The organism is Burkholderia stagnalis, assembly GCF_902830275.1.
GTDB classification, from domain to species: Bacteria; Pseudomonadota; Gammaproteobacteria; order Burkholderiales; family Burkholderiaceae; genus Burkholderia; species Burkholderia stagnalis.
Genome location: NZ_CADESW010000004.1, coordinates 58,967 through 77,405 on the forward strand (window position 1 = coordinate 58,967; position 18,439 = coordinate 77,405).

At 68.0% G+C, this 18,439-nt stretch carries 20 protein-coding genes; 6 read left to right on the forward strand and 14 right to left on the reverse strand.

Going from position 1 to position 18,439, the window contains the following annotated elements:
- The first annotated feature begins 171 nt into the window (after positions 1-171).
- Positions 172-591 (forward strand): organic hydroperoxide resistance protein, encoded by a 420-nt coding sequence (locus HWY45_RS09395; RefSeq protein ID WP_059560927.1) that lies wholly within the window; start codon positions 172-174, stop codon positions 589-591.
- A gap of 89 nt (positions 592-680) precedes the next feature.
- On the forward strand, positions 681-1,013 hold the full coding sequence (locus HWY45_RS09400) for a DUF4148 domain-containing protein (RefSeq protein WP_059885934.1): 333 nt from the start codon (positions 681-683) through the stop codon (positions 1,011-1,013).
- Positions 1,014-1,157: 144 nt separating this feature from the next.
- On the opposite strand, the gene HWY45_RS09405 is transcribed toward HWY45_RS09400, so the two are convergent.
- The 3 genes from HWY45_RS09405 to HWY45_RS09415 all read right to left on the reverse strand — a co-directional run bounded on the left by HWY45_RS09405 (position 1,158) and on the right by HWY45_RS09415 (position 2,279).
- Positions 1,158-1,625 carry a MarR family winged helix-turn-helix transcriptional regulator gene (locus HWY45_RS09405; protein WP_059806741.1) on the reverse strand — a complete coding sequence of 156 codons (468 nt, stop codon included), beginning with the start codon at positions 1,623-1,625 and terminating at the stop codon, positions 1,158-1,160.
- 139 nt (positions 1,626-1,764) lie between these two features.
- Positions 1,765-1,908: a hypothetical protein gene (locus tag HWY45_RS09410; RefSeq protein WP_170304057.1), complete on the reverse strand. Its 144-nt coding sequence runs from the start codon at positions 1,906-1,908 to the stop codon at positions 1,765-1,767.
- Entirely contained in the window at positions 1,905-2,279 is a 375-nt protein-coding gene (locus tag HWY45_RS09415; RefSeq protein ID WP_059885936.1) for a GFA family protein, read from the reverse strand. Before HWY45_RS09415 ends, HWY45_RS09410 begins: the two co-directional genes overlap by 4 nt.
- A 456-nt stretch (positions 2,280-2,735) precedes the next feature.
- Here HWY45_RS09415 and HWY45_RS09420 point away from each other — a divergent pair, with 456 nt between their 5' ends.
- The 3 genes from HWY45_RS09420 (at position 2,736) to HWY45_RS09430 (ending at position 6,233) form a co-directional block, all read left to right on the forward strand.
- A complete protein-coding gene (locus HWY45_RS09420; RefSeq protein ID WP_059885938.1) occupies positions 2,736-3,878 on the forward strand; it encodes an RNA ligase RtcB family protein in 1,143 nt (380 codons plus the stop codon).
- Positions 3,878-4,492, forward strand: coding sequence for a peptide chain release factor H (prfH, locus tag HWY45_RS09425; RefSeq protein WP_081059907.1), 615 nt, complete (start codon positions 3,878-3,880; stop codon positions 4,490-4,492). Before HWY45_RS09420 ends, prfH begins: the two co-directional genes overlap by 1 nt.
- A 295-nt stretch (positions 4,493-4,787) precedes the next feature.
- A complete protein-coding gene (locus HWY45_RS09430) occupies positions 4,788-6,233 on the forward strand; it encodes an MFS transporter (RefSeq protein ID WP_059885941.1) in 1,446 nt (481 codons plus the stop codon).
- Between the two features lie 60 nt (positions 6,234-6,293).
- Here the strand turns inward: HWY45_RS09430 and HWY45_RS09435 are convergent, their stop codons facing one another.
- The 5 genes from HWY45_RS09435 to HWY45_RS09455 form a co-directional block, all read right to left on the reverse strand.
- Positions 6,294-7,877, reverse strand: a complete 1,584-nt coding sequence (locus HWY45_RS09435; protein WP_059560783.1) for an isocitrate lyase — start codon at positions 7,875-7,877, stop codon at positions 6,294-6,296.
- 288 nt (positions 7,878-8,165) lie between these two features.
- Positions 8,166-9,062, reverse strand: a complete 897-nt coding sequence (locus tag HWY45_RS09440) for a LysR family transcriptional regulator (protein WP_059885943.1) — start codon at positions 9,060-9,062, stop codon at positions 8,166-8,168.
- Positions 9,063-9,232: 170 nt separating this feature from the next.
- Positions 9,233-9,616 carry a VOC family protein gene (locus HWY45_RS09445; RefSeq protein WP_059885945.1) on the reverse strand — a complete coding sequence of 128 codons (384 nt, stop codon included), beginning with the start codon at positions 9,614-9,616 and terminating at the stop codon, positions 9,233-9,235.
- 41 nt (positions 9,617-9,657) lie between these two features.
- Positions 9,658-10,614: a hydroxymethylglutaryl-CoA lyase gene (locus tag HWY45_RS09450; protein ID WP_170304058.1), complete on the reverse strand. Its 957-nt coding sequence runs from the start codon at positions 10,612-10,614 to the stop codon at positions 9,658-9,660.
- 26 nt (positions 10,615-10,640) lie between these two features.
- On the reverse strand, positions 10,641-11,831 hold the full coding sequence (locus HWY45_RS09455; protein ID WP_059886209.1) for a CaiB/BaiF CoA transferase family protein: 1,191 nt from the start codon (positions 11,829-11,831) through the stop codon (positions 10,641-10,643).
- Positions 11,832-12,097: 266 nt separating this feature from the next.
- Here HWY45_RS09455 and HWY45_RS09460 point away from each other — a divergent pair, with 266 nt between their 5' ends.
- Complete coding sequence (locus tag HWY45_RS09460; RefSeq protein ID WP_059885949.1) at positions 12,098-13,078, forward strand: D-2-hydroxyacid dehydrogenase; 981 nt, start codon at positions 12,098-12,100, stop codon at positions 13,076-13,078.
- A gap of 101 nt (positions 13,079-13,179) precedes the next feature.
- Here the strand turns inward: HWY45_RS09460 and HWY45_RS09465 are convergent, their stop codons facing one another.
- The 6 genes from HWY45_RS09465 to HWY45_RS09490 all read right to left on the reverse strand — a co-directional run bounded on the left by HWY45_RS09465 (position 13,180) and on the right by HWY45_RS09490 (position 18,366).
- On the reverse strand, positions 13,180-13,392 hold the full coding sequence (locus HWY45_RS09465; RefSeq protein ID WP_059885950.1) for a hypothetical protein: 213 nt from the start codon (positions 13,390-13,392) through the stop codon (positions 13,180-13,182).
- A gap of 159 nt (positions 13,393-13,551) precedes the next feature.
- The gene (locus HWY45_RS09470) at positions 13,552-13,998 is read right to left on the reverse strand and encodes a hypothetical protein (protein ID WP_059885952.1); all 447 of its coding nucleotides are present in this window, start codon (positions 13,996-13,998) and stop codon (positions 13,552-13,554) included.
- A 177-nt stretch (positions 13,999-14,175) separates the two neighbouring features.
- Complete coding sequence (locus HWY45_RS09475) at positions 14,176-15,126, reverse strand: ABC transporter permease (protein ID WP_059806760.1); 951 nt, start codon at positions 15,124-15,126, stop codon at positions 14,176-14,178.
- A complete protein-coding gene (locus tag HWY45_RS09480) occupies positions 15,126-15,998 on the reverse strand; it encodes an ABC transporter permease (protein WP_059560768.1) in 873 nt (290 codons plus the stop codon). The genes HWY45_RS09475 and HWY45_RS09480 overlap by 1 nt, the downstream gene beginning before the upstream one ends.
- Positions 15,995-17,074, reverse strand: a complete 1,080-nt coding sequence (locus HWY45_RS09485) for an ABC transporter ATP-binding protein (protein WP_059885954.1) — start codon at positions 17,072-17,074, stop codon at positions 15,995-15,997. The genes HWY45_RS09480 and HWY45_RS09485 overlap by 4 nt, the downstream gene beginning before the upstream one ends.
- A gap of 125 nt (positions 17,075-17,199) precedes the next feature.
- Positions 17,200-18,366 carry an ABC transporter substrate-binding protein gene (locus tag HWY45_RS09490; protein ID WP_059806768.1) on the reverse strand — a complete coding sequence of 389 codons (1,167 nt, stop codon included), beginning with the start codon at positions 18,364-18,366 and terminating at the stop codon, positions 17,200-17,202.
- Positions 18,367-18,439: the final 73 nt, after the last annotated feature.

Sequence of the window (18,439 nt, forward strand, 5' to 3'; positions counted from 1 at the left end):
TGCCCGGCGGCGGACGGCGATCCGGATTCGAATGGGTTCCGGATCCCGCACAATAAATCGCGCGCGATTTAATCGAAACCGCTTGACATTGTGAGGCGCCTCCCCGAGAATGCATCGCATGCGATCGAATCGCATAAGCCAATACCCGAAACGACCCACGAAGGAGTCACCATGAGCAAGATCGAAAAAGTCCTGTACACCGGCAAGACGCACACGTCGTCGGGCGGCCGCGATGGCGCGGTCCGCAGTTCCGATGGCCGTCTCGACCTGCAGCTTTCGTCGCCCGGCAGCGCCGGCACCGGCACCAACCCCGAGCAGTTGTTCGCCGCCGGCTGGTCGGCCTGTTTCATCGGCGCGATGCAGCTCGCGGCGCGCGCGTCGAAGGTCGCACTGCCGGCGGACCTTGCGGTCGACGCCGAAGTGGATCTGGGCATGGGCGGCAACGCGTACTTCCTGCAGGCGCGCCTGAACGTCAGCCTGCCGGGCCTCGAGCGCGACGTCGCGCAGCGCATCGTCGATGCCGCGCACCAGACCTGCCCGTATTCGAAGGCGACGCGCGGCAACATCGACGTCACGATCAATATCGTCTGAGCACCCGAATCAATGAGTCGACGCGCGCGGCCCGCCGGGCCCGGCAGTCGACGCCCTGATCGTCACAACGTTTCCTGTCGAGGTACACCATGAAGAACCCGCTGATTGCCACCCTGCTCGTCGCCGTTTCGGCTTCCTTCACCGCATCTGCGTTCGCCAGCGACGAAGCGCAGACCGTGACCCGCGCCCAGGTGCGCGCCGAGCTGCGCCAGCTCCAGCGCGCCGGCTACCAGCCGGGCCGCGCGAACGATCCGCACTATCCGGAAGATCTGCAGGCGGCGCTCAAGCGCATTCACGCGAGCGACGCGGTGGCAGGCGACACGTCGGCCGCCGGGTATGGCGCCGAAGGCGAGGCGGCCGCGCAGTCGGGCGGCAAGCGCGTGATCCTCACCGCCGATCGTTCGATCTACTTCGGGCATTGAACGCGTGGAGCGGCCGCTGATGTCACGGCGCTGTCGCTGATGAATTTCGATAAAAATAGCGTATGCGATGTAATCGCATGCGCTATTTGTCTTTGGTGAAAGGGATGGCGAACGTGCGGAATGCCGGCTGGCGCCGGCCTCCCGTCACGCCTGTTCCTGCGCCTCGGTCGCGCGAATCAGGTTGTTGCGCAGCGTCGCGATCCCCTTCTGCATCTTCGCGAACTCGTCGGGCTTCAGCCCGGTCGCCTCGACCAGATCCATGTTGAGCCCCTTCTCGCGCAGGCGCCGGCCGGCCTTCGTCAGGCTGACGAGCACCTGGCGTTCGTCGGCCGGATCGCGCTGCCGCTGCAGGTAGCCCATCGCCTCGAGCTTCTTCAGGATCGGCGTCAGCGTATTGGATTCGAGGAACAGCTTGTCGCCAAGGCTGCCGACCGTCTGGTTGTCCTCTTCCCACAGCGCAATGATCGTGATGTATTGCGTGTACGTGAGGCCCAGCTCTTCGAGGATCGGCTTGTAAGCCTTGCCGAAGGCGAGATTCGCCGAGTAAACGGCAAAACACAGGAAGTCCGACAGCTTCGGCGCTGTGCGGGGATCCGTCTCGGTCGATTTCATCAGTTGCCTCCTTGGCAAAGATCGCGCGCGCGAATGTCGGCATTATATATCGCGTGCGATCTTATCGGAAGCAATAGGGATTGCCGGCGCGCGATGTGAGTCGCGGCCGGCGGGTGCGCGACAGCGCGGGGAGCGGCGATCAGCGGGGCGCGTTGTCGGGGCGGCTCGTTCTCTTGAGGAGCCGCAGCCGCTGTTCCGCGATCAGCGAACACTGGACCGGATGCGCGAGTTCGGTCGCGAATCCGCCTGCGACGAACAGCAGGACGGCAAGCAGGCGCTTCATGCGCCCTCCACCACGGACAGGCTCGCGCCGTCCGACACGGTCGCATCGAGCGCGTACGGGTCGACCCCGTCGAGACAACCGAGATTGACGCGCCAGCACGCCGGATCCCTGCGCGTCTGATGAAACGGATAGATGCCGCAGTGCTTGCAGAAGTAGTGCTTCGCGACGCGCGTGTTGAACTGATAGACCGTCAGTGCGTCCTGCCCTTCGAGGATCGTCAGTTCCTTGCCGTCGAACATCGGGCTCATCAGCGCGCCCCGGCGGCGGCACAGGCTGCAGTTGCAGCGCGCCGCCGGCGTGATGGCGGTGCGGACTTCGAACTTGACGGCCCCGCAATGGCAGGACCCCTTGTACAGCGCGGCTTGTGACATGTGACGCTCCGTTTCCAGGTGGTGGCTGTGTTATAGCCCACCCGGAACATCGCGTTGTATCGCCATGTATCGATGCCGCGCGCCGATACAGGACGTTTCATTTCACCTCCGCTCATGCTGCGCGATGACGACACGCGAACAGCGGACTCTTGCGGCTTCCTTTCACCGCATGCTAGAGTCGCGGCCATTCCATCCACCCACTCACCGCAAGGAGAAACCAAGATGATTGCAAGCCTGCCCTTCTCCCGTCGCGGGTCGTAGTCCGGGTTCATCGCGTCCGTTCGTTTCATCGTTCACGCATCGCAGCTGACTGCATCGTCGTTCCGGCGATGCCGCGGGTCGTCCTGATCCATTCGCGCTGCCGTTCTCCCCGACATTCGATGTCAGGCAGTGCATTCGCACGCGCTGCCCGTGCCATGGCCCGCCGTTCCTTTTTCTCATCGAACGGAATTTTCCATGGGCAATTCCCGGCAAGACCTGGCGGACGGCGTCACCCTGTACGCGTCCGCCGAAACCTGGATCGAAGGTGAAGCGATCCGGCAGCTGAAACTGGCTGCCACCCTTCCGGGCATGCGGCGTGTCGCCGGCATGCCGGATCTCCACCCGGGGCGCGGCTATCCGGTCGGCGCGGCGTTCTTCTCCACCGGCTGCCTGTATCCGGCGCTGATCGGCGGCGACATCGGCTGCGGCATGGCGCTCTGGCAAACCGCGCTCGACGCGCGGCGCGCCAGCGCGGTGCGGCTCGTCGTCCAGCTCGGCTCGATCGACGCGCGCCTCGACGACAGCTGGCAGTCGTCGATCGCCGACGCGGGCCTGGCCGGCCATGCGTTCGCCGCGTCGCTCGGCACGATCGGCAGCGGCAATCACTTCGCCGAGCTGCAGAAGCTCGACCACGTATACGACGAGGACGCCGTGCACGCGCTCGGCCTCGAACGCAACCGCTTGCAGCTGCTCGTGCACAGCGGCTCGCGCGGCTTCGGCCAGTCGATCCTCGAACGGCACATGGACGCGCACGGCTACAACGGCCTCGACGACACGCATGCCGATTGCGCGGCCTACCTGCAGCGTCACGACGAGGCGCTGCGCTACGCGGTGGCCAACCGCGAGCTGATCGCGCGCCGCATGCTCGCGCGCTGGCGCAGCGGCGGCCGGCGCATCCTCGACGTCAACCACAACCTGGTCGGCCGCGCCGCCGTCGACGGCGTGCCGGGCTGGCTGCATCGCAAGGGCGCGACGCCCGCCGACGCGGGGCCGGTCGTGATCCCCGGCTCGCGCGGCGACTACAGCTATCTCGTCGAGCCGTTGCCGCGCGACGACGCGGCGAGCCTTGCATCGCTCGCGCACGGCGCCGGGCGCAAGTGGTCGCGCGGCGACTGCCGGGGCCGGCTCGAACGGCGCTTCGCGCCGTGGCAGCTGACCCGCACGCGGCTCGGCAGCCACGTCGTCTGCGAGAACCGCGAGCTGTTGTATGAAGAAGCGCCGCAGGCGTACAAGCCGATCGACAGCGTCGTCGACGCGCTCGAAGCGGCGGGGTTGCTGCGCAAGCTGGCGCGGCTCGCGCCCGTGTTGACCTACAAGACGTCGGGAGCGTGCTGCTGATGATGCTCCAGATTTCTTCCGCACACGGGCCGGTTGAGTGCCAGCTCGCCGCGGCGAAGGCGCTGCAGCGCCTGCAGGTCGAAGCCGATGCGAGCCGCGTCGCATTGGCGGTGCTCGATCTGCAACCGGGCGATCGCCCGGGCACCGTGCGCTCCGCGCTGCTGGATCTCGACGGAGACGGCGCCGCGGCGCTCGCCGATCGCTGGGCCGGCACGCTGCAATGGATCTGCGCCAGCCCTTACCGCTTGCGTCATCCGCGCAAGAACTGGTTCGTCGGCGTGACCCGCTGCGCCGACGCGCCGCCGTTGCCGGCCGGCGAAGTGAGGTTCGAAGCGATGCGCGCGCGCGGTCCCGGCGGCCAGCACGTCAACAAGACCAGCAGCGCGATCCGGGCGACCCATGTCGCGACCGGCACGTCGGTGCGGGTCGAAAGCGAACGCAGCCAGCATGCGAACAAGCGGCTGGCGCTGCAGCTGCTGCACGCGCGCCTGCAGCAACAGGCCGACCAGCAGGCCGGGCACGCGCGCCAGCAGCGGCGCATGCAGCATTTCGCGCTGGAACGCGGCAATCCGGTGCGGGTGTTTCATGGCGTCGCGTTCACGCCGTCGCGCTGAGCAAGTGCCCATCGGGCCGCACGGGTTCGCTGCCGCACGCGCACAGGCGGCCGGCGGCTCCGCTCGCGCCGGCGTGCCGCCCTCGCCCGTCGCAACCGTTCCCGCATCCCGGGGACGGAACCCCATCCAGCCTTTCTGGCCGGGAAAGGATGCTTGAGACATCCGCAATTATCGCGAGCGCGGAATTCGCCCACTATCTCCCGGACGACCGATCACGCGGCCTGCGCGGCCTGTGATGCATCGGCCGCGAACGACCCGGCCCCGCGCCGCGGCAATCCGATAATCAGGAGACACGATGAACAGCCAATCCCTCGACCTGGGCGGCGACACGGGCCGGCCCGCGCCCGCCCGCGCCGCCGATGCCGACGCGGCCCGCCCTGCCGCCCGCGGCGTCACGCTCGGCGATTTCATGGACGACTTGCCGGTGGGCGCGCTGCACCGCTTCGTCGTCTGGGTGATCGGCGTCGGCCTGTTCTTCGACATGTACGAGATCTTCCTCGTCAGCACGATCGGCACCGCGCTGCAGACCGAATACGGGCTGAACCGCCAGAGCGCCGATTTCAAGCTGCTGCTCGCGTCCGCGTTCATCGGCATGTTCTTCGGCGCGCTGTGCCTCGGCAGCCTCGCCGACCGCATCGGCCGGCGCAAGGCGTTCCTGCTGACGCTGAGCTGGTACAGCGCGTTCTCGCTGGTCGGCGCGTTCTCGGTCAACGCCGACATGCTCGTGATCTGCCGCTTCCTGACCGGCATCGGCGTGGGCGCGATCTATCCGGTGGCGGACAGCTTCCTGTCGGAAATCCTGCCGAAGGCGCGGCGTGGCCGCCTCGCCGCCTGGGCGTACACGACGTCCTACGTCGCGGTGCCGCTGGTCGGCTTCCTCGCGGTCTGGCTCAATCCGCTGCATATCGGCGGCGTGGCCGGCTGGCGCATCATCCTCGCGATCGGCAGCCTCGGCGCCGTGTACGTGCTGCTGGTCCGGCACCGGCTGCCCGAGAGCCCGCGCTGGCTGCTCGCGCAGGGGCGCGCCGACGAGGCCCACGCGATGCTGCGCCGCTTCGCGGACAGCGCCGGCGTGCGCATGCCCGAACGGTTCGCCGCGCCGGCGCAGCCGCAGCGGCCGCTCGCGCTGCGCGAGCGCATCGCGCTGCTGCGCCGCAAGCCGTACGACACGCGCTACCTGATGCTCGCGATCTTCCACCTGTTCCAGGGCTTCGGCTATTACGGCTTCGGCACGCTGGCGGGCGCGGTGGTCAAGAGCCGCGGCTTCGACGTGACCGACAGCACGCTGTTCATCGCGCTGTCGTTTCTCGGCTACCCGATCGGCTCGCTGCTGTCGATTCCGCTGCTCAACTGGATCGAGCGCCGCACGCTGGTGATCGGGGCGATCCTGTCGATCGCCGCGTTCGGCCTGTGCTTCGCGTATTCGGGCAACACCGCGCTGATCGTCTGCTTCGGCGTGTTGACGACCTGCGCGTCGAACGTGTTCAGCAACGCGTACCACGTCTATCAGGCGGAGATCTTCCCGGCGCGCGTGCGCTCGACCGCGATCGGCAGCACCTATGCGCTGTCGCGCATCGTCAGCGGCGCGCTGCCGTTCATCCTGCTGCCGGTGCTCGGCCATTACGGCGCGGGCGCGATGTTCGGCGTGATTTCGGTCGCGCTCGGGATCGTCGCGGTGACGCTGCGCGTGCTCGGGCCGCTGACCACACGACGCAGCCAGGACGAGATCAATCCGGTGTGACTGGACAAAAAAAACGCCAACCCGTGAAGGGTTGGCGTTGTGCCTGCGGGGATGAACGTATCAGGAGAACTGGTTCATCGTGTTGTCCTTGCCCGCCGCCTTCAGGGCCGCTTCGCCGCTGAAGTATTCCTTGTGGTCGTCGCCGATGTCCGAGCCGGACATGTTCTGGTGCTTGACGCACGCGATGCCCTGACGGATTTCCTTGCGCTGCACGCCCGCCACGTAACCGAGCATGCCCTGGTCGCCGAAGTATTCCTTGGCCAGGTTGTCGGTCGACAGCGCGGCGGTGTGGTACGTCGGCAGCGTGATCAGGTGGTGGAAGATGCCGGCTTCGCGCGACGCGTCGGCCTGGAAGGTCCGGATCTTCTCGTCGGCGAGCTTCGCCAGTTCGGTCTCGTCGTATTCCACGCTCATCAGCTGCGCGCGGTCGTATGCCGACACGTCCTTGCCCGCGGCCTTCAGCGCGTCATACGCCTGCTGACGGAAATTCAGCGTCCAGTTGAACGACGGGCTGTTGTTGTACACCAGCTTCGCGTTCGGGATGACCTTGCGAATTTCGCTGACCATGCCGCCGATCTGCGCGATATGCGGTTTTTCGGTTTCGATCCACAGCAGGTCGGCGCCGTTCTGCAGCGACGTGATGCAGTCCAGCACGCAGCGCGCTTCACCCGTGCCGGCGCGGAACTGGAACAGGTTGCTCGGCAGGCGCTTCGGACGCAGCAGCTTGCCGTCGCGCTTGATGATGACGTCACCGTTGCCCAGCTGGTCGGCCGACAGTTCCTCGCAATCGAGGAACGCGTTGTACTGGTCGCCGAGGTCGCCCGGCGCGTTGGTCACGGCGATCTGCTTGGTCAGGCCGGCGCCCAGCGAGTCGGTACGCGCCACGATGATGCCGTCGTCCACGCCCAGTTCCAGGAACGCATAGCGGATCGCGCGGATCTTGGCCAGGAAGTCCTCGTGCGGCACGGTGACCTTGCCGTCCTGGTGGCCGCACTGCTTCTCGTCGGACACCTGGTTTTCGATCTGGATGCAGCAGGCGCCCGCTTCGATGAACTGCTTGGCCAGCAGGTAGGTTGCCTCGGCGTTGCCGAAGCCCGCGTCGATGTCGGCGATGATCGGCACGACGTGGGTGACGTGGTTGTCGATCTTTGCCTGGATGGCGGCCTTGGCCGGGCCTTCGGCCGCGTCCAGCTCGCGGAACAGGCCGCCCAGTTCACGGGCGTCGGCCTGGCGCAGGAAGGTGTACAGCTCGCGGATCAGCGCGCTGACGGAGGTCTTTTCGTGCATCGACTGGTCCGGCAGCGGGCCGAACTCGGAGCGCAGCGCGGCCACCATCCAGCCGGACAGGTACAGGTAGCGGCGTTCGGTGCTGTTGAAGTGCTTCTTGATGGAGATCATCTTCTGCTGGCCGATGAAGCCGTGCCAGCAGCCGAGCGACTGCGTGTACTTCGACGGGTCGGCATCGTAGGCGGCCATGTCGGCGCGCATGATCTTGGCGGTGTACCTGGCGATGTCCAGGCCCGTCTTGAACTTGTTCTGGGCACGCATGCGAGCGGCATACTCGGGATTGATCGCATTCCACGCGCTGCCGTGGGTTTCTTTCAAACCGGCAACTGCCTTGATGTCGTCTTGATACTGGGCCATGTCTATCTCCTGAGAGCAAAGCGCGATTGAGCAAAGGGTTCAGCGTGCCGCCCCGTCTGGCGAAGCGAACTGCATGACCAAATAGTAACGCCGCGCGAATGCGTTTCGGTGATGTCTTATATAAGACATAAGACGTTATTTTCTTTTATTTTTCAATGAGATAGGTCTTGCGTTTTGCGATGCAAAACAAGTTTTCAAGCGGCGAAAAAGAAAGGCGGCGGGAAGTCGATGTGAATTCCGCAATGCGAAACGCGCTTTCGGCTGCTGGAGGCGGCGGGTATCCCGCGCTCAGCGCGCCGACATGAAATCGAACAGCTTCGCGATATCCGTCGTCAGCACGCTGCCGGCCTTCACGCCGACCCACAGCGTGCGCATCGCCCACGCATCGTCGAGCTTCACCACGCACAGCCGCGAGCCGGCGCGCTCGGTGGTCACCGCGTCGCGCGGCAGGATGCCGATGCCGAGCCCCGCCTCGATCATCCGGCTGACCCCATCGAAATTCGACACCTGGATGCGCAGCTTCAGCGAGCGCTCGGCCGAGAACGCGGCGTCGGTCATCCGGGCCAGCAGCGAACTGCCGTCGCTGAGCCCGACGTAGTCGTCGTCCAGCGTATCGGCGAAACGCACCGCCCCGCGATCCGCGAAGCGGTGGCCGCGCGGCACCAGCAGCACGAGTTCGTCGCGACGGTACAGCCGGCGCTCGATGCCGGGCGCGGGCACGTTGTCGGCGAACACGCCGAGATCGGTCTTGCCCGATGCGAGCGCGTCGACGATCTCATGGCTCAGGCGCTCCTCGAGGCTCACTTTGATGCCGGGGTTGGACGTGAGGAACGCGGCGAGATCGACCGGCAGGAACTGGACGATCGCGGACGTGTTCGCCCACACGCGGATATGGCCGCGCACGCCGGCGACGTAGTCGCTCATCTCGTGCGCCATGCGGTTCACCTGGTCGATCACCTTTGCCGCATGGTCGAGCAGCGCGCGGCCGGCGGGCGTCAGCTCGACGCCGCGCGCGTGCCGCACGAACAGCGCGCTGCCGGTCACGCTCTCGAGTTCCGCGATGCGCTTGCTGACCGCGGACAGCGTGAGCTGGCCATGCTCGGCCGCCTTCGTCAGGCTGCCGTGCTCGGCGACCAGCGCGAATACCCGCAGCGACTGCAGATCGAAATGAAGCGGGTTGACCATGGCGAACGTTGTGTGGCGGGTGGGCGGGCAATCGGCGCAATGCGGCGCGGCGCGGCGTGGCCGATTGTCCGTCAATCGGCCGCGCGCCGAAAGTGCGGAAAGCCCGGCCGCGCAGGCGCCGTCGGCGGTCGGACGGCGGCGGGATCGCCCCGCCCGATGCGCGGGTCAGGTCAGATCAGCTCGGAGATCTCGATCAGGTTCAGGTCCGGATCGCGCACGTACACCGAGCGGATCTTCTGCGTCGCGCCGGTGCGCTCGACCGGCCCTTCGACGATCGGCCAGGCCATCCGGTTCAGGTGCGCGATCACGTCGTCGAGCGGCACCGAGGCGATGAAGCACAGATCGAGCGCGCCGGGCGCCGGCAGATGCGCCTTCGGCTCGAACTCCGCGCCGCGCACGTGCAGGTTGATCTTCTGGTTGCCGAAGCGGAACGCGATGCGCCCCGCGCCGAACGATTCGAGCCGCATCTGCAGCACTTCCGTATAGAAGTGCTTCGTCGCGTCGGGGTCGACGCAGGTCAGCACGAGATGATCGAGGTGGTCGATCAACGCCATGTGTGTCTCCTTTTGATGAGGATCGCAAGAGCCGTCGAGGCTCACGAAAACGCCCGTTGCGCCGGCATGCCGTCGGTGGCGAATGCCGGCGCGGGATGAAGATCCGAACGGCGGCCGGCCTTCAGGATCTGGCTCGGCACGTCGTGGCCGACGAGCGCCGGCAGCCGCGCGGCCGCGTCGAGCGCCGCCACGAGGTCGATGCCCGTATCGTAGCCGTCGAGCGCGAGCATGTGCACCAGTTCCTCGGTGCACACGTTGCCGGTCGCGCCGGGCGCGTACGGGCAGCCGCCGAGGCCGCCGAGCGACGCGTCGAAGCGCACGATGCCCGCGTCGAGCGCCGCGAGCGTGTTCGCGAGCGCCATGCCGCGCGTGTTGTGGAAGTGCAGCGTGAGTGCGCGCGCGCCGAAGCGGGCCATCGCGCGTTCGCACAGGTCGCGCACCTGCGACGGATACGCCATGCCCGTCGTGTCGCACAGCGTGAAGCCGTGCACGCCGAGATCCGCGAAGCGCTGCATCCACGCGAGCACGCCTTCGGCCGGCACGTCGCCTTCCATCGGGCAGCCCATCGCCGTCGACAGCGACACGTTGATCGCAACGCCGGTGCCGCGCACCGCGTCGATCACGTCGCGCAACTGCGCGAACGACTGCTCGCGCGTCATCCGCAGGTTGGCGCGGTTGTGGCTCTCGCTGACCGACATCACGAGATTCACTTCGTCGACGCGGCACGACAGCGCGCGTTCGGCGCCGCGCACGTTCGGCACCAGCACCGTATAGACGACGCCCGGTGCGCGCGCGATCCCGTGCATCACGGCCTCGGCGTCGCGCAGCGCCGGAATCGCCTTCGGCGACGTGAACGACGTCACCTCGATCTTCGCGTACCCGCATGCGCTCAGCGCGTCGACGAGCGCGATCTTGTCGTCGGTGTCGACGAAGCGCGCCTCGTTCTGGAAACCGTCGCGCGTCGCGACTTCGTTGAGATAGAGCCGTGTGCCTTTCATCGTCATGTCGTGTTGTCCGCCGGGGTTCAGATCACGCCGCGCGCGCGCCAGCCGTCGCGGGTCGCCGCATCGATGCCGAGCGAATCGAGCACTGCGTCGGTGTGCGCGCCGAGCGCGGGCGCGGCGTGCGCGATGCGCCCCGGCGTCGCGCCGAGCTTCGGCACGATGCCCGGCACGCTCACCGGCGTGCCGTCCGGCAGCGCGGCGTCGACGATCATCTCGCGCGCGCGGTAGTGCGGGTCGGCCGCGATGTCGGCGACGTCGTAGATGCGGCCCGACGGGATCCGCGCGTCGTTAAGCGCGGCCAGCACGTCGTCGAGGTCCTGGCGCGCGCTCCATTCGCCGATCGCCGCATCGATGCGCGCGACCTGCGCGACGCGGCCGTCGTTGTGCGCGAGCGCGGGATCGTTGCCGAGATCGGGCCGCCCGATCAGCTCCATCAGCCGCCGGAAGATGCTGTCGCCGTTGCCGGCGATCAGCGCGTAGCGGCCGTCGCGGCAGCGGTACGCATTGGTCGGCGCGATACCCGGCAGGCTGCTGCCGGCCGCCTCGCGCACCGCGCCGAACACCGAATACTCGGGCAGCAGGCTCTCCATCATGTTGAAGACCGACTCGTACAGCGCGACGTCGACCACCTGCCCTTTGCCGCCCTGCTGGTCGCGATGCCGCAGCGCGAGCAGCACGCCGATCACGCCGTGCAGCGCCGACAGCGAATCGCCGAGCGAGATGCCGACGCGCACCGGCGTGCGGCCCGGTTCGCCGGTCAGGTGCCGCAGGCCGCCCATCGCCTCGGCGATCACGCCGAAGCCCGGCCGGTCGCGATACGGCCCGCTCTGGCCGAAGCCCGACACGCGCAGCATGATCAGCCCGGGGTTGATCGCCGACAGCACGTCCCAGCCGAGCCCCCAGCCTTCGAGCGTGCCGGGGCGGAAGTTCTCGATCAGCACGTCGGCGTCGGCTGCGAGCCGGCGGATCACGTCCTGCCCTTCCGGCGTGCGCAGGTCGAGCGTCAGCGACGTCTTGTTGCGCGATTGCGCGGCCCACCACACCGACGTGCCGTCGTGCAGCATCCGCCACTTGCGCAGCGGGTCGCCGGTGCCCGGCGGTTCCACCTTGATCACGTCGGCACCGAACTCGGCGAGCATCCGGCCCGCGAACGGCCCGGCGATCAGTTGCCCGAGTTCCAGCACGCGGATGCCATCCAGCGGTCTCGTCATCGTCGTCTCCGAAAGCGTGTTGTCGATGACGGCGATCATGACCGGGATCGCGCGGCCGGAATATCGATCGATGCTCAAGCTGCCTTTCCGGAATGGAAAGGCTCGCGCGCTGCGTGGCGCGCCGCGCCGGGCCGACGGTTCGCGGCGGCTTTCCGGATCGGCAAGCAGGGTCGCGCAACGAGCAAGCCGCGCGGCCGCGCGACGCGCACAATCGTGCCCTTCCCGCGTCCGCCGGACGCAGGTCACCGACACCCACAGGCGCTGCCATGTCCCTCGCTTCCCCTCCGCTGAAGATCGTCTTTCTCGATCGCGCGACGCTGTCGCCGCGCACCGTCCTGAAGCCGTTTGCGTTTCCGCATGCGCTGCGCACGTTCGAGCGCACCGCGGCGAGCGAGGTGGCCGAGCGGATTCGCGACGCGGATATCGTGATCACCAACAAGGTGCGGCTCGACGCGGCGGCGCTCGCGGGCGCGCAGCGCCTGCGGCTGGTCGCGATCGCCGCGACCGGCACCGACAACGTCGACCTGCACGCGTGCGCGGCGCGCGGCATCGTCGTGAGCAACATCCGCGGCTACGCGGCGCGCACGGTGCCGGAGCACACGTTCGCGCTGATCTTCGCGCTGCGCCGCAGCCTGGTCGCGTATCGCGACGCGGTGCGCGCGGGCCGCTGGCTCGACAGCGGCCAGTTCTGCTTTTTCGATTTTCCGATCCGCGACCTGGCGGGGGCGACGCTCGGCATCGTCGGCGACGGCGTGCTCGGGCGCGCGGTGGCCGGCATCGCGCGCGCGCTCGACATGCGGGTGCTGTTTGCCGAGCATGGCGAGCGCGGCGATGCGGCGGCCGGCTACGTGCCGCTCGAAGCGCTGCTGCGCGACAGCGACATCCTGACGCTGCACTGCCCGCTCACGTCCGCGACCCGGCATCTGATCGATGCGGCCGCGTTCGCGCGGATGGCGCGCCGGCCGCTCGTGATCAACACCGCGCGCGGCGGGCTCGTCGACGAAGCGGCGCTCGTCGACGCGTTGCAGTCAGGGCAGATTTCGGGTGCGGGGTTCGACGTCGTCACCGAGGAACCGCTGCCGGCCGCGCATCCGTTCCAGGCGATCCTGTCGCATCCGGGGTTCATCCTCACGCCGCATGTCGCATGGGCGAGCGACGAGGCCATGCAGGCGCTCGCGGATCAACTGGTGGAGAACGTGACCGCGTTTCAGGGCGGTGCGCCGCGCAACGTCGTGACGGCCGAGTGAGGTGCGTGAAAACCGCCGGTCGGCGGTCAGGGGTGTTTCGCGGGGGAATCGGGGGCGGGCCAGGCGTGCGGCTGCACGCCGGCATCGATCCGTTGTCCGGCTCAGTACGCGGACATTTCGACGCAAGGATCGGCCGATGTCGGCGCGCAAACGACCGAATACTTCGCGCTTTCGCGCATCAGCGTTTCGCCTTGGTGCAGCGCGTCCTTGATCTCCGGATGCTGGGCGTAGGCGAGGAATGCGGAACACACGACTGCCGACATGCAGATCAGCGAAAAGGCAATTCTTTCAATGGCTTGGAAACGTTCAGGCATGATTCGACCTTTCTTCGAGGTCGACATTATATCTCGAATAAGGGTTTTCCCTGATGCCGGGGCGGTGTGCACGGGCGGCCCGATCCCGTGCACACCCGTGATGACATCAGTAGTCACTCAAACTTGACATTCAACGGAAGGGGCAAGCCCGTCGCCGCCTTACCGCACGGCCGACGCCGCGCTGGCCGGTGCGGCCGGCGGCCATGCCTTGCCGATCCGGTCGATCAGCGATTTCGCGGCGCCCGTCGCGAGCGCCGCGTCGACGCCCGACGTCTGCCATGCGCCGTCCGCGCCCTGCACGAACGTCAGCTCCGCGCGCGACGGCGCGTCGCCGGGGTCCGCGGCGCGCCACGTGAACACGACGTTGCACGTGTAGGTGCGCTCGCCGACCTTCCTGCAATCGCCGTCCGGCTTGACCGACACGACGTCGGCCGACACCGGCAGCGGCTGGCCGAGCAGCGCGTTGAGGCCGCCGTGGTTCTCGGCCTCGAGCGCGCGGCGCACGGCCGCGTCGACGTCGCGCGCGCCGGGGCCGTCATGGAACAGGTTGCAGGCGGCGAGCAATGTCGTCGAAAGGCCGAGCGTCAACAGCGTGGGAAACTTCATGGATATCCGTGGTTCGGTGGTGAGCGTCCGGGCGCGCGCGGCGCGCGCCACGAAGGCGCCGGCCGTGGGCCCGCATGCGACGTAGTCTGCAACGTTCGCGCCCCGTGTACGGTATCCATTTGTAACCAATTGCACGGCGGCCGGCGCATGCACGAGCGGCGTCGAATGCAACACCCCCTACTGCCGCTCCTGCTTCACGCGGCTCACGAGCTGCGTCGGGCTCACGAACTGCAGCGCAATCACGACCCATACGAGCGTGATGGCCATGTAGATCATCGCCATCGCGTCGATCGACTGCGGCGCACGCACGCCGGTCGAGAACACCGCATAGTAGAGCGCGACGACGAGCGTCTGCGTGCTCGGCCCGGCCGTGAAGAACGTCAGCTCGAACATCCCGATCGTGCGCACCAGCACGAGCAGCCCCGCCGCGAGCATGCCCGGCACCAGCAGCGGCAGCAGCACGTAGCGGAAATAGCGCCACGTGTTCGCGCCGAAGATGCGCGCGGCCGCCTCGAGGTTCGGGTCGATCTGCTCGATGAACGGCGTCATCACGAGGATCACGAACGGCAGCGCCGGCACGAGGTTCGCGAGGATCACGCCGGGCAGCGTGCCCGCGAGCCCGACCTTGTACATCACGGTCGCCATCGGGATGCCGTACGTGACGGGCGGCACCATCAGCGGCAGCAGAAACACCAGCAGCGCGAAGCGCTTGCCGGGAAACTGCACGCGCGCGAGCGCATACGCGGCCGGCACGCCCAACGCGATCGACAGCAGCACCACCGCGCCCACCACCTCGACCGTCACCCACAGCACGCTCGCGAGCTGGAAGTCCTCCCACGCCTTCGCGTACCAGTGCAGCGTGAAGCCCTGCGGCAGCGGCGTGCCGAACCAGCGCGTCGCGACGGAGTTCACCGCGACCGTCGCGATCAGCAGCATCACGTTCAGCAGGAACAGCGCCATCACGCCCCACACCAGCGCCTTCCACGCGCGGGCGCCCAGGGTGCCGCGCACCTTCTGCGGTTTCATCGCGTTGACGGGCCGCGTGCCGCCCTCGCGCCGCGCGTCGTGTCCGTCGTGCTCGCCGGGCTGCGCCGGCCACGTCCGCGCGGCATGATCGTCGGTCGCCATCAGCCCTTGCCTCCCGTCGCCGGCCCCGTATAGAAGAAACGGCGCGCGCCGAGCATCGACGCCACCACCACCAGCTGCACGAAGCCCATCACCATCGCGATCGCCGACGCGAGCGAGTAGTCGTAGCTCTCGAACGCGGCCTCGGCCGCGGCGATCGAGATCACGCGCGTCGGGCCGGCCGGCGCGCCGAGCAGCACGGCCGACGGGAACACCGAGAACGCCTGCACGAACGACAGGCACGCGGCCATCGTCAGCCCCGGCACCAGCAGCGGCAGGTAGATCTGCCGGAACTGCTGCCACGGGCTTGCGCCAAGGGTCGCCGCCGCGCGCGCGAGCGTCGGGTCGATGCCGCTGATGTACGACAGCATCAGCAGGAATGCGAACGGAAAGCCCGACACGATCAGCGACAGCAGCACGCCCCAGTAGTTGTGCGTGAGGCGCACCTCGTCCGTGTACAGGTGCAGCCCCTGCAGCGCCTGCGGGAACCAGCCGTTCGGGCCGAAGTACGTGAGCATCCCGTCGGCGATCAGCACCGTGCCTAGCGTGACGGGGATCACCAGCAGCGTCGTCACGACCTTCTGGTAAGGCGAGCTGCGGCGCAGCGCGAACGCGACCGGCACCGACACGCCGACGTTGATCAGCGTCGCCGGCACCGCGAGCTTCAGCGTGACGATCACGGTCGGCCACATCGCGGCGTCGGTGAAGAACTGCAGGTAGTTCGCGAGCGCGCCGCCGCCGCCGGTCGGCTGGAACGACAGCGCGAGGCCGTATGCGAACGGATAGATGAACAGCGCGACGATGAACCCGAGCGCGGGCGTGACGAGCCAGCCCTTCGCGTCGCGCGGCGCGCCGGGCGCGGCGAGCGTGCTCATGGCGTTTCCCTTGGGTAGACGAGCGTGCGCGACGGCGCGACGCGCAGCCGCAGCCGCTCGCCGTCGGCGAACTCGCCGGCCACGCGCGCCCAGATCCGGCCGAACGGCGCGGTGGCGAGGAGCAGCGAATCGCGGCCGCCGTACTCCACCGCGTCGACGGTGACGTCGAACGCGTTGTCGTCGTCGGCTGCGGCCCGCTCGAAATCGTCGGGGCGCAGCGCGACCGCGACGTCCTTGCGCTCGAAGCCGGCCATCGGCACGCCGGTGAGCCGCACGCCCGACGCGGCGAGCGCCACATGCTCGCCCGCCATCCCTTCGAGCGTGAACGGCAGCACGTTGCGATAGCCCATGAAGCGCGCGACGTGCAGGTTGCGCGGCCGCGTGTACACCTCCTTCGGCGACGCGACCTGCTGCACCACGCCCTCCTTCATCACGACGATCCGGTCGGCCATCGACAGCGCCTCGTCCTGGTCGTGCGTCACGTAGATCGTCGCGCGTTCGAGCTGCGTGTGGATGCGGCGGATCTCCGCGCGCATCTCGATGCGCAGCTTGGTGTCGAGGTTCGACAGCGGCTCGTCCATCAGCACGAGCGGCGGCTCGATCACGATCGCGCGCGCGATCGCGACGCGCTGCTGCTGGCCGCCCGACAGCTGGCCGGGCAGCTTGCCTTCATGACCGACGAGCTGCACGAGCTCGAGCGCCGCCTTCGCGCGCCGGCCGGTTTCCTGCCGCGACATGCCGCGCATCTTCAGGCCGAAGCCGACGTTGTCGAGCACCGACATGTGCGGGAACAGCGCGTAGTTCTGGAATACCATCCCGAAGCCGCGGCGCTCGGGCGGCAGCACGTCGATGCGCGCGTCGTCGAGCCAGATGCCGCCGCTCGTCAGCGGCTGCAGGCCTGCGATGCAGTTGAGCGCGGTCGACTTGCCGCAGCCGGACGGGCCGAGCAGCGCGATGAACTCGCCGCGCCGGATGTCGAGATCGAGCCCGCGCAGCGCGGCAACCTGCGCGCCTTCCGCATTGGTGAAGCTGCGGGATACCGCGTCGAGGCGCAGCTGTTCGAAAGTGTGCTTCATCACGTGTTCCTGACTGCCTCCGATGGCGCGGGCGCCGAAGCGCCCGCCTTGTCGTGTCGGACCGGAGTCGCGCTTCGGCGCGTACGCCGGCCCCATGCCGGGCAAGCGGGATCGCGGAGCGTGCGTTACTTCGACTTCTGCGCGCCGATCTCGCGGTCCCACTTCTGGAACGCGGCGACCATCGCCTGCGCGTTGAGCGGCTGCACGTGCGGGCGCTCGGCGAGCAGCTTCGCGTATTCGGGGCGGCCGAACTTTCGGATCACGTCCTGGCTGTGCGCGGGCGCCATCTCGAGCGTCACGCCCTTCACGGCCGGGCCCGGATAGAAGTAGCCGTCGTCGTAGGTCATCGCCTGCTGCGCCGGTTCGAGCAGGAAGCTCATCAGCTTGAACAGCACGTCGAGCTTTTCCTTCGGCACGCCCTTCGGGATCACCATGTAGTGCGCGTCGTTCACCCACGTCATGTTGTCGAACGCCTGCACCCGGAACTCGGCCGGCACGATGCCGAGCGCGCGCGGGTTCAGGTCCCAGCCGGTGACCGTCACCGTCATGTCGCGGGTGCCCTCGCCCAGTTCCTTCATCACCGCCGACGTGCCGCCCGGGTAGTACGGAACGCAGTCGTTCAGGGCCTTCAGGAACGCCCAGGTCTTGTCCCAGCCGTTGATCGGATCCTGCGGGTTCTTGTCGCCGAGCACGTACGGCAGGCCCATCAGGAACGTGCGGCCCGGGCCGGAGTTCGCCGGGCGCGCGTAGATCAGCTTGTTCGGATGCGCCTTGCACCACGCGAGCAGCTGCTCGGGTGTCTTCGGCGGATCGCCGACCTTCGCGGGGTTGTATTCGAGGAGCGGCCCGGCCGGCATGTACGTGACTTCGAGGCCGAAACCCTGCGCGAGGTCCTGCATCTTGCGCGGGCCCGGCGCGTATTTGTCGAGCACGCCGGGGAGCGCGCCGGCGTAGTCCGGCAGGATCTTCAGCCACAGGCTCTGCTCGATGCCGGCCGCGAGCGCGTCGGTGCCGGTCAGCACGAGGTCGATGTCGGCGCGGCCGGCGGCCTGCATCGCCTTGATCTTGCCCGGCAGCTGCGGCGCGGGCGCGTTCGTGAACGTGACGGACGACACGAGGTTCGGGTTCTTCTCGCGGAACGCCTCGATTGCCTTCTGCGTGAGCTGCAGGTTGCCCGCGACGTCGACGACGTTGATCGACACCGGCGCGGCGACGGCCGCCGCGGCGGACAGCGTGAAGCCAAGCGCCAGCGCGATGCGGCGGACACGGCGCGCGATCCTGGATGAGTTCATGTCTCCTCTCTTCTTGCGGTCAGGTGGATGGGACCATTCTTTCGGGAAATCATGACTTTGTTATACGATGTCC

Coding starts and splice junctions, on each gene's coding strand:
- HWY45_RS09440 (WP_059885943.1), bottom strand. CDS start 9,062: ATGGTCAACCCGCTTCATTTCGATCTGCAGTCGCTGCGGGTATTCGCG.
- HWY45_RS09455 (WP_059886209.1), bottom strand. CDS start 11,831: ATGACGAGACCGCTGGATGGCATCCGCGTGCTGGAACTCGGGCAACTG.
- prfH (WP_081059907.1), top strand. CDS start 3,878: ATGATGCTCCAGATTTCTTCCGCACACGGGCCGGTTGAGTGCCAGCTC.
- HWY45_RS09485 (WP_059885954.1), bottom strand. CDS start 17,074: ATGAAGCACACTTTCGAACAGCTGCGCCTCGACGCGGTATCCCGCAGC.
- HWY45_RS09480 (WP_059560768.1), bottom strand. CDS start 15,998: ATGAGCACGCTCGCCGCGCCCGGCGCGCCGCGCGACGCGAAGGGCTGG.
- HWY45_RS09465 (WP_059885950.1), bottom strand. CDS start 13,392: ATGCCTGAACGTTTCCAAGCCATTGAAAGAATTGCCTTTTCGCTGATC.
- HWY45_RS09430 (WP_059885941.1), top strand. CDS start 4,788: ATGAACAGCCAATCCCTCGACCTGGGCGGCGACACGGGCCGGCCCGCG.
- HWY45_RS09395 (WP_059560927.1), top strand. CDS start 172: ATGAGCAAGATCGAAAAAGTCCTGTACACCGGCAAGACGCACACGTCG.
- HWY45_RS09405 (WP_059806741.1), bottom strand. CDS start 1,625: ATGAAATCGACCGAGACGGATCCCCGCACAGCGCCGAAGCTGTCGGAC.
- HWY45_RS09445 (WP_059885945.1), bottom strand. CDS start 9,616: ATGGCGTTGATCGACCACCTCGATCATCTCGTGCTGACCTGCGTCGAC.
- HWY45_RS09410 (WP_170304057.1), bottom strand. CDS start 1,908: ATGAAGCGCCTGCTTGCCGTCCTGCTGTTCGTCGCAGGCGGATTCGCG.
- HWY45_RS09450 (WP_170304058.1), bottom strand. CDS start 10,614: ATGAAAGGCACACGGCTCTATCTCAACGAAGTCGCGACGCGCGACGGT.
- HWY45_RS09475 (WP_059806760.1), bottom strand. CDS start 15,126: ATGGCGACCGACGATCATGCCGCGCGGACGTGGCCGGCGCAGCCCGGC.
- HWY45_RS09460 (WP_059885949.1), top strand. CDS start 12,098: ATGTCCCTCGCTTCCCCTCCGCTGAAGATCGTCTTTCTCGATCGCGCG.
- HWY45_RS09420 (WP_059885938.1), top strand. CDS start 2,736: ATGGGCAATTCCCGGCAAGACCTGGCGGACGGCGTCACCCTGTACGCG.
- HWY45_RS09470 (WP_059885952.1), bottom strand. CDS start 13,998: ATGAAGTTTCCCACGCTGTTGACGCTCGGCCTTTCGACGACATTGCTC.
- HWY45_RS09415 (WP_059885936.1), bottom strand. CDS start 2,279: ATGTCACAAGCCGCGCTGTACAAGGGGTCCTGCCATTGCGGGGCCGTC.
- HWY45_RS09400 (WP_059885934.1), top strand. CDS start 681: ATGAAGAACCCGCTGATTGCCACCCTGCTCGTCGCCGTTTCGGCTTCC.
- HWY45_RS09490 (WP_059806768.1), bottom strand. CDS start 18,366: ATGAACTCATCCAGGATCGCGCGCCGTGTCCGCCGCATCGCGCTGGCG.
- HWY45_RS09435 (WP_059560783.1), bottom strand. CDS start 7,877: ATGGCCCAGTATCAAGACGACATCAAGGCAGTTGCCGGTTTGAAAGAA.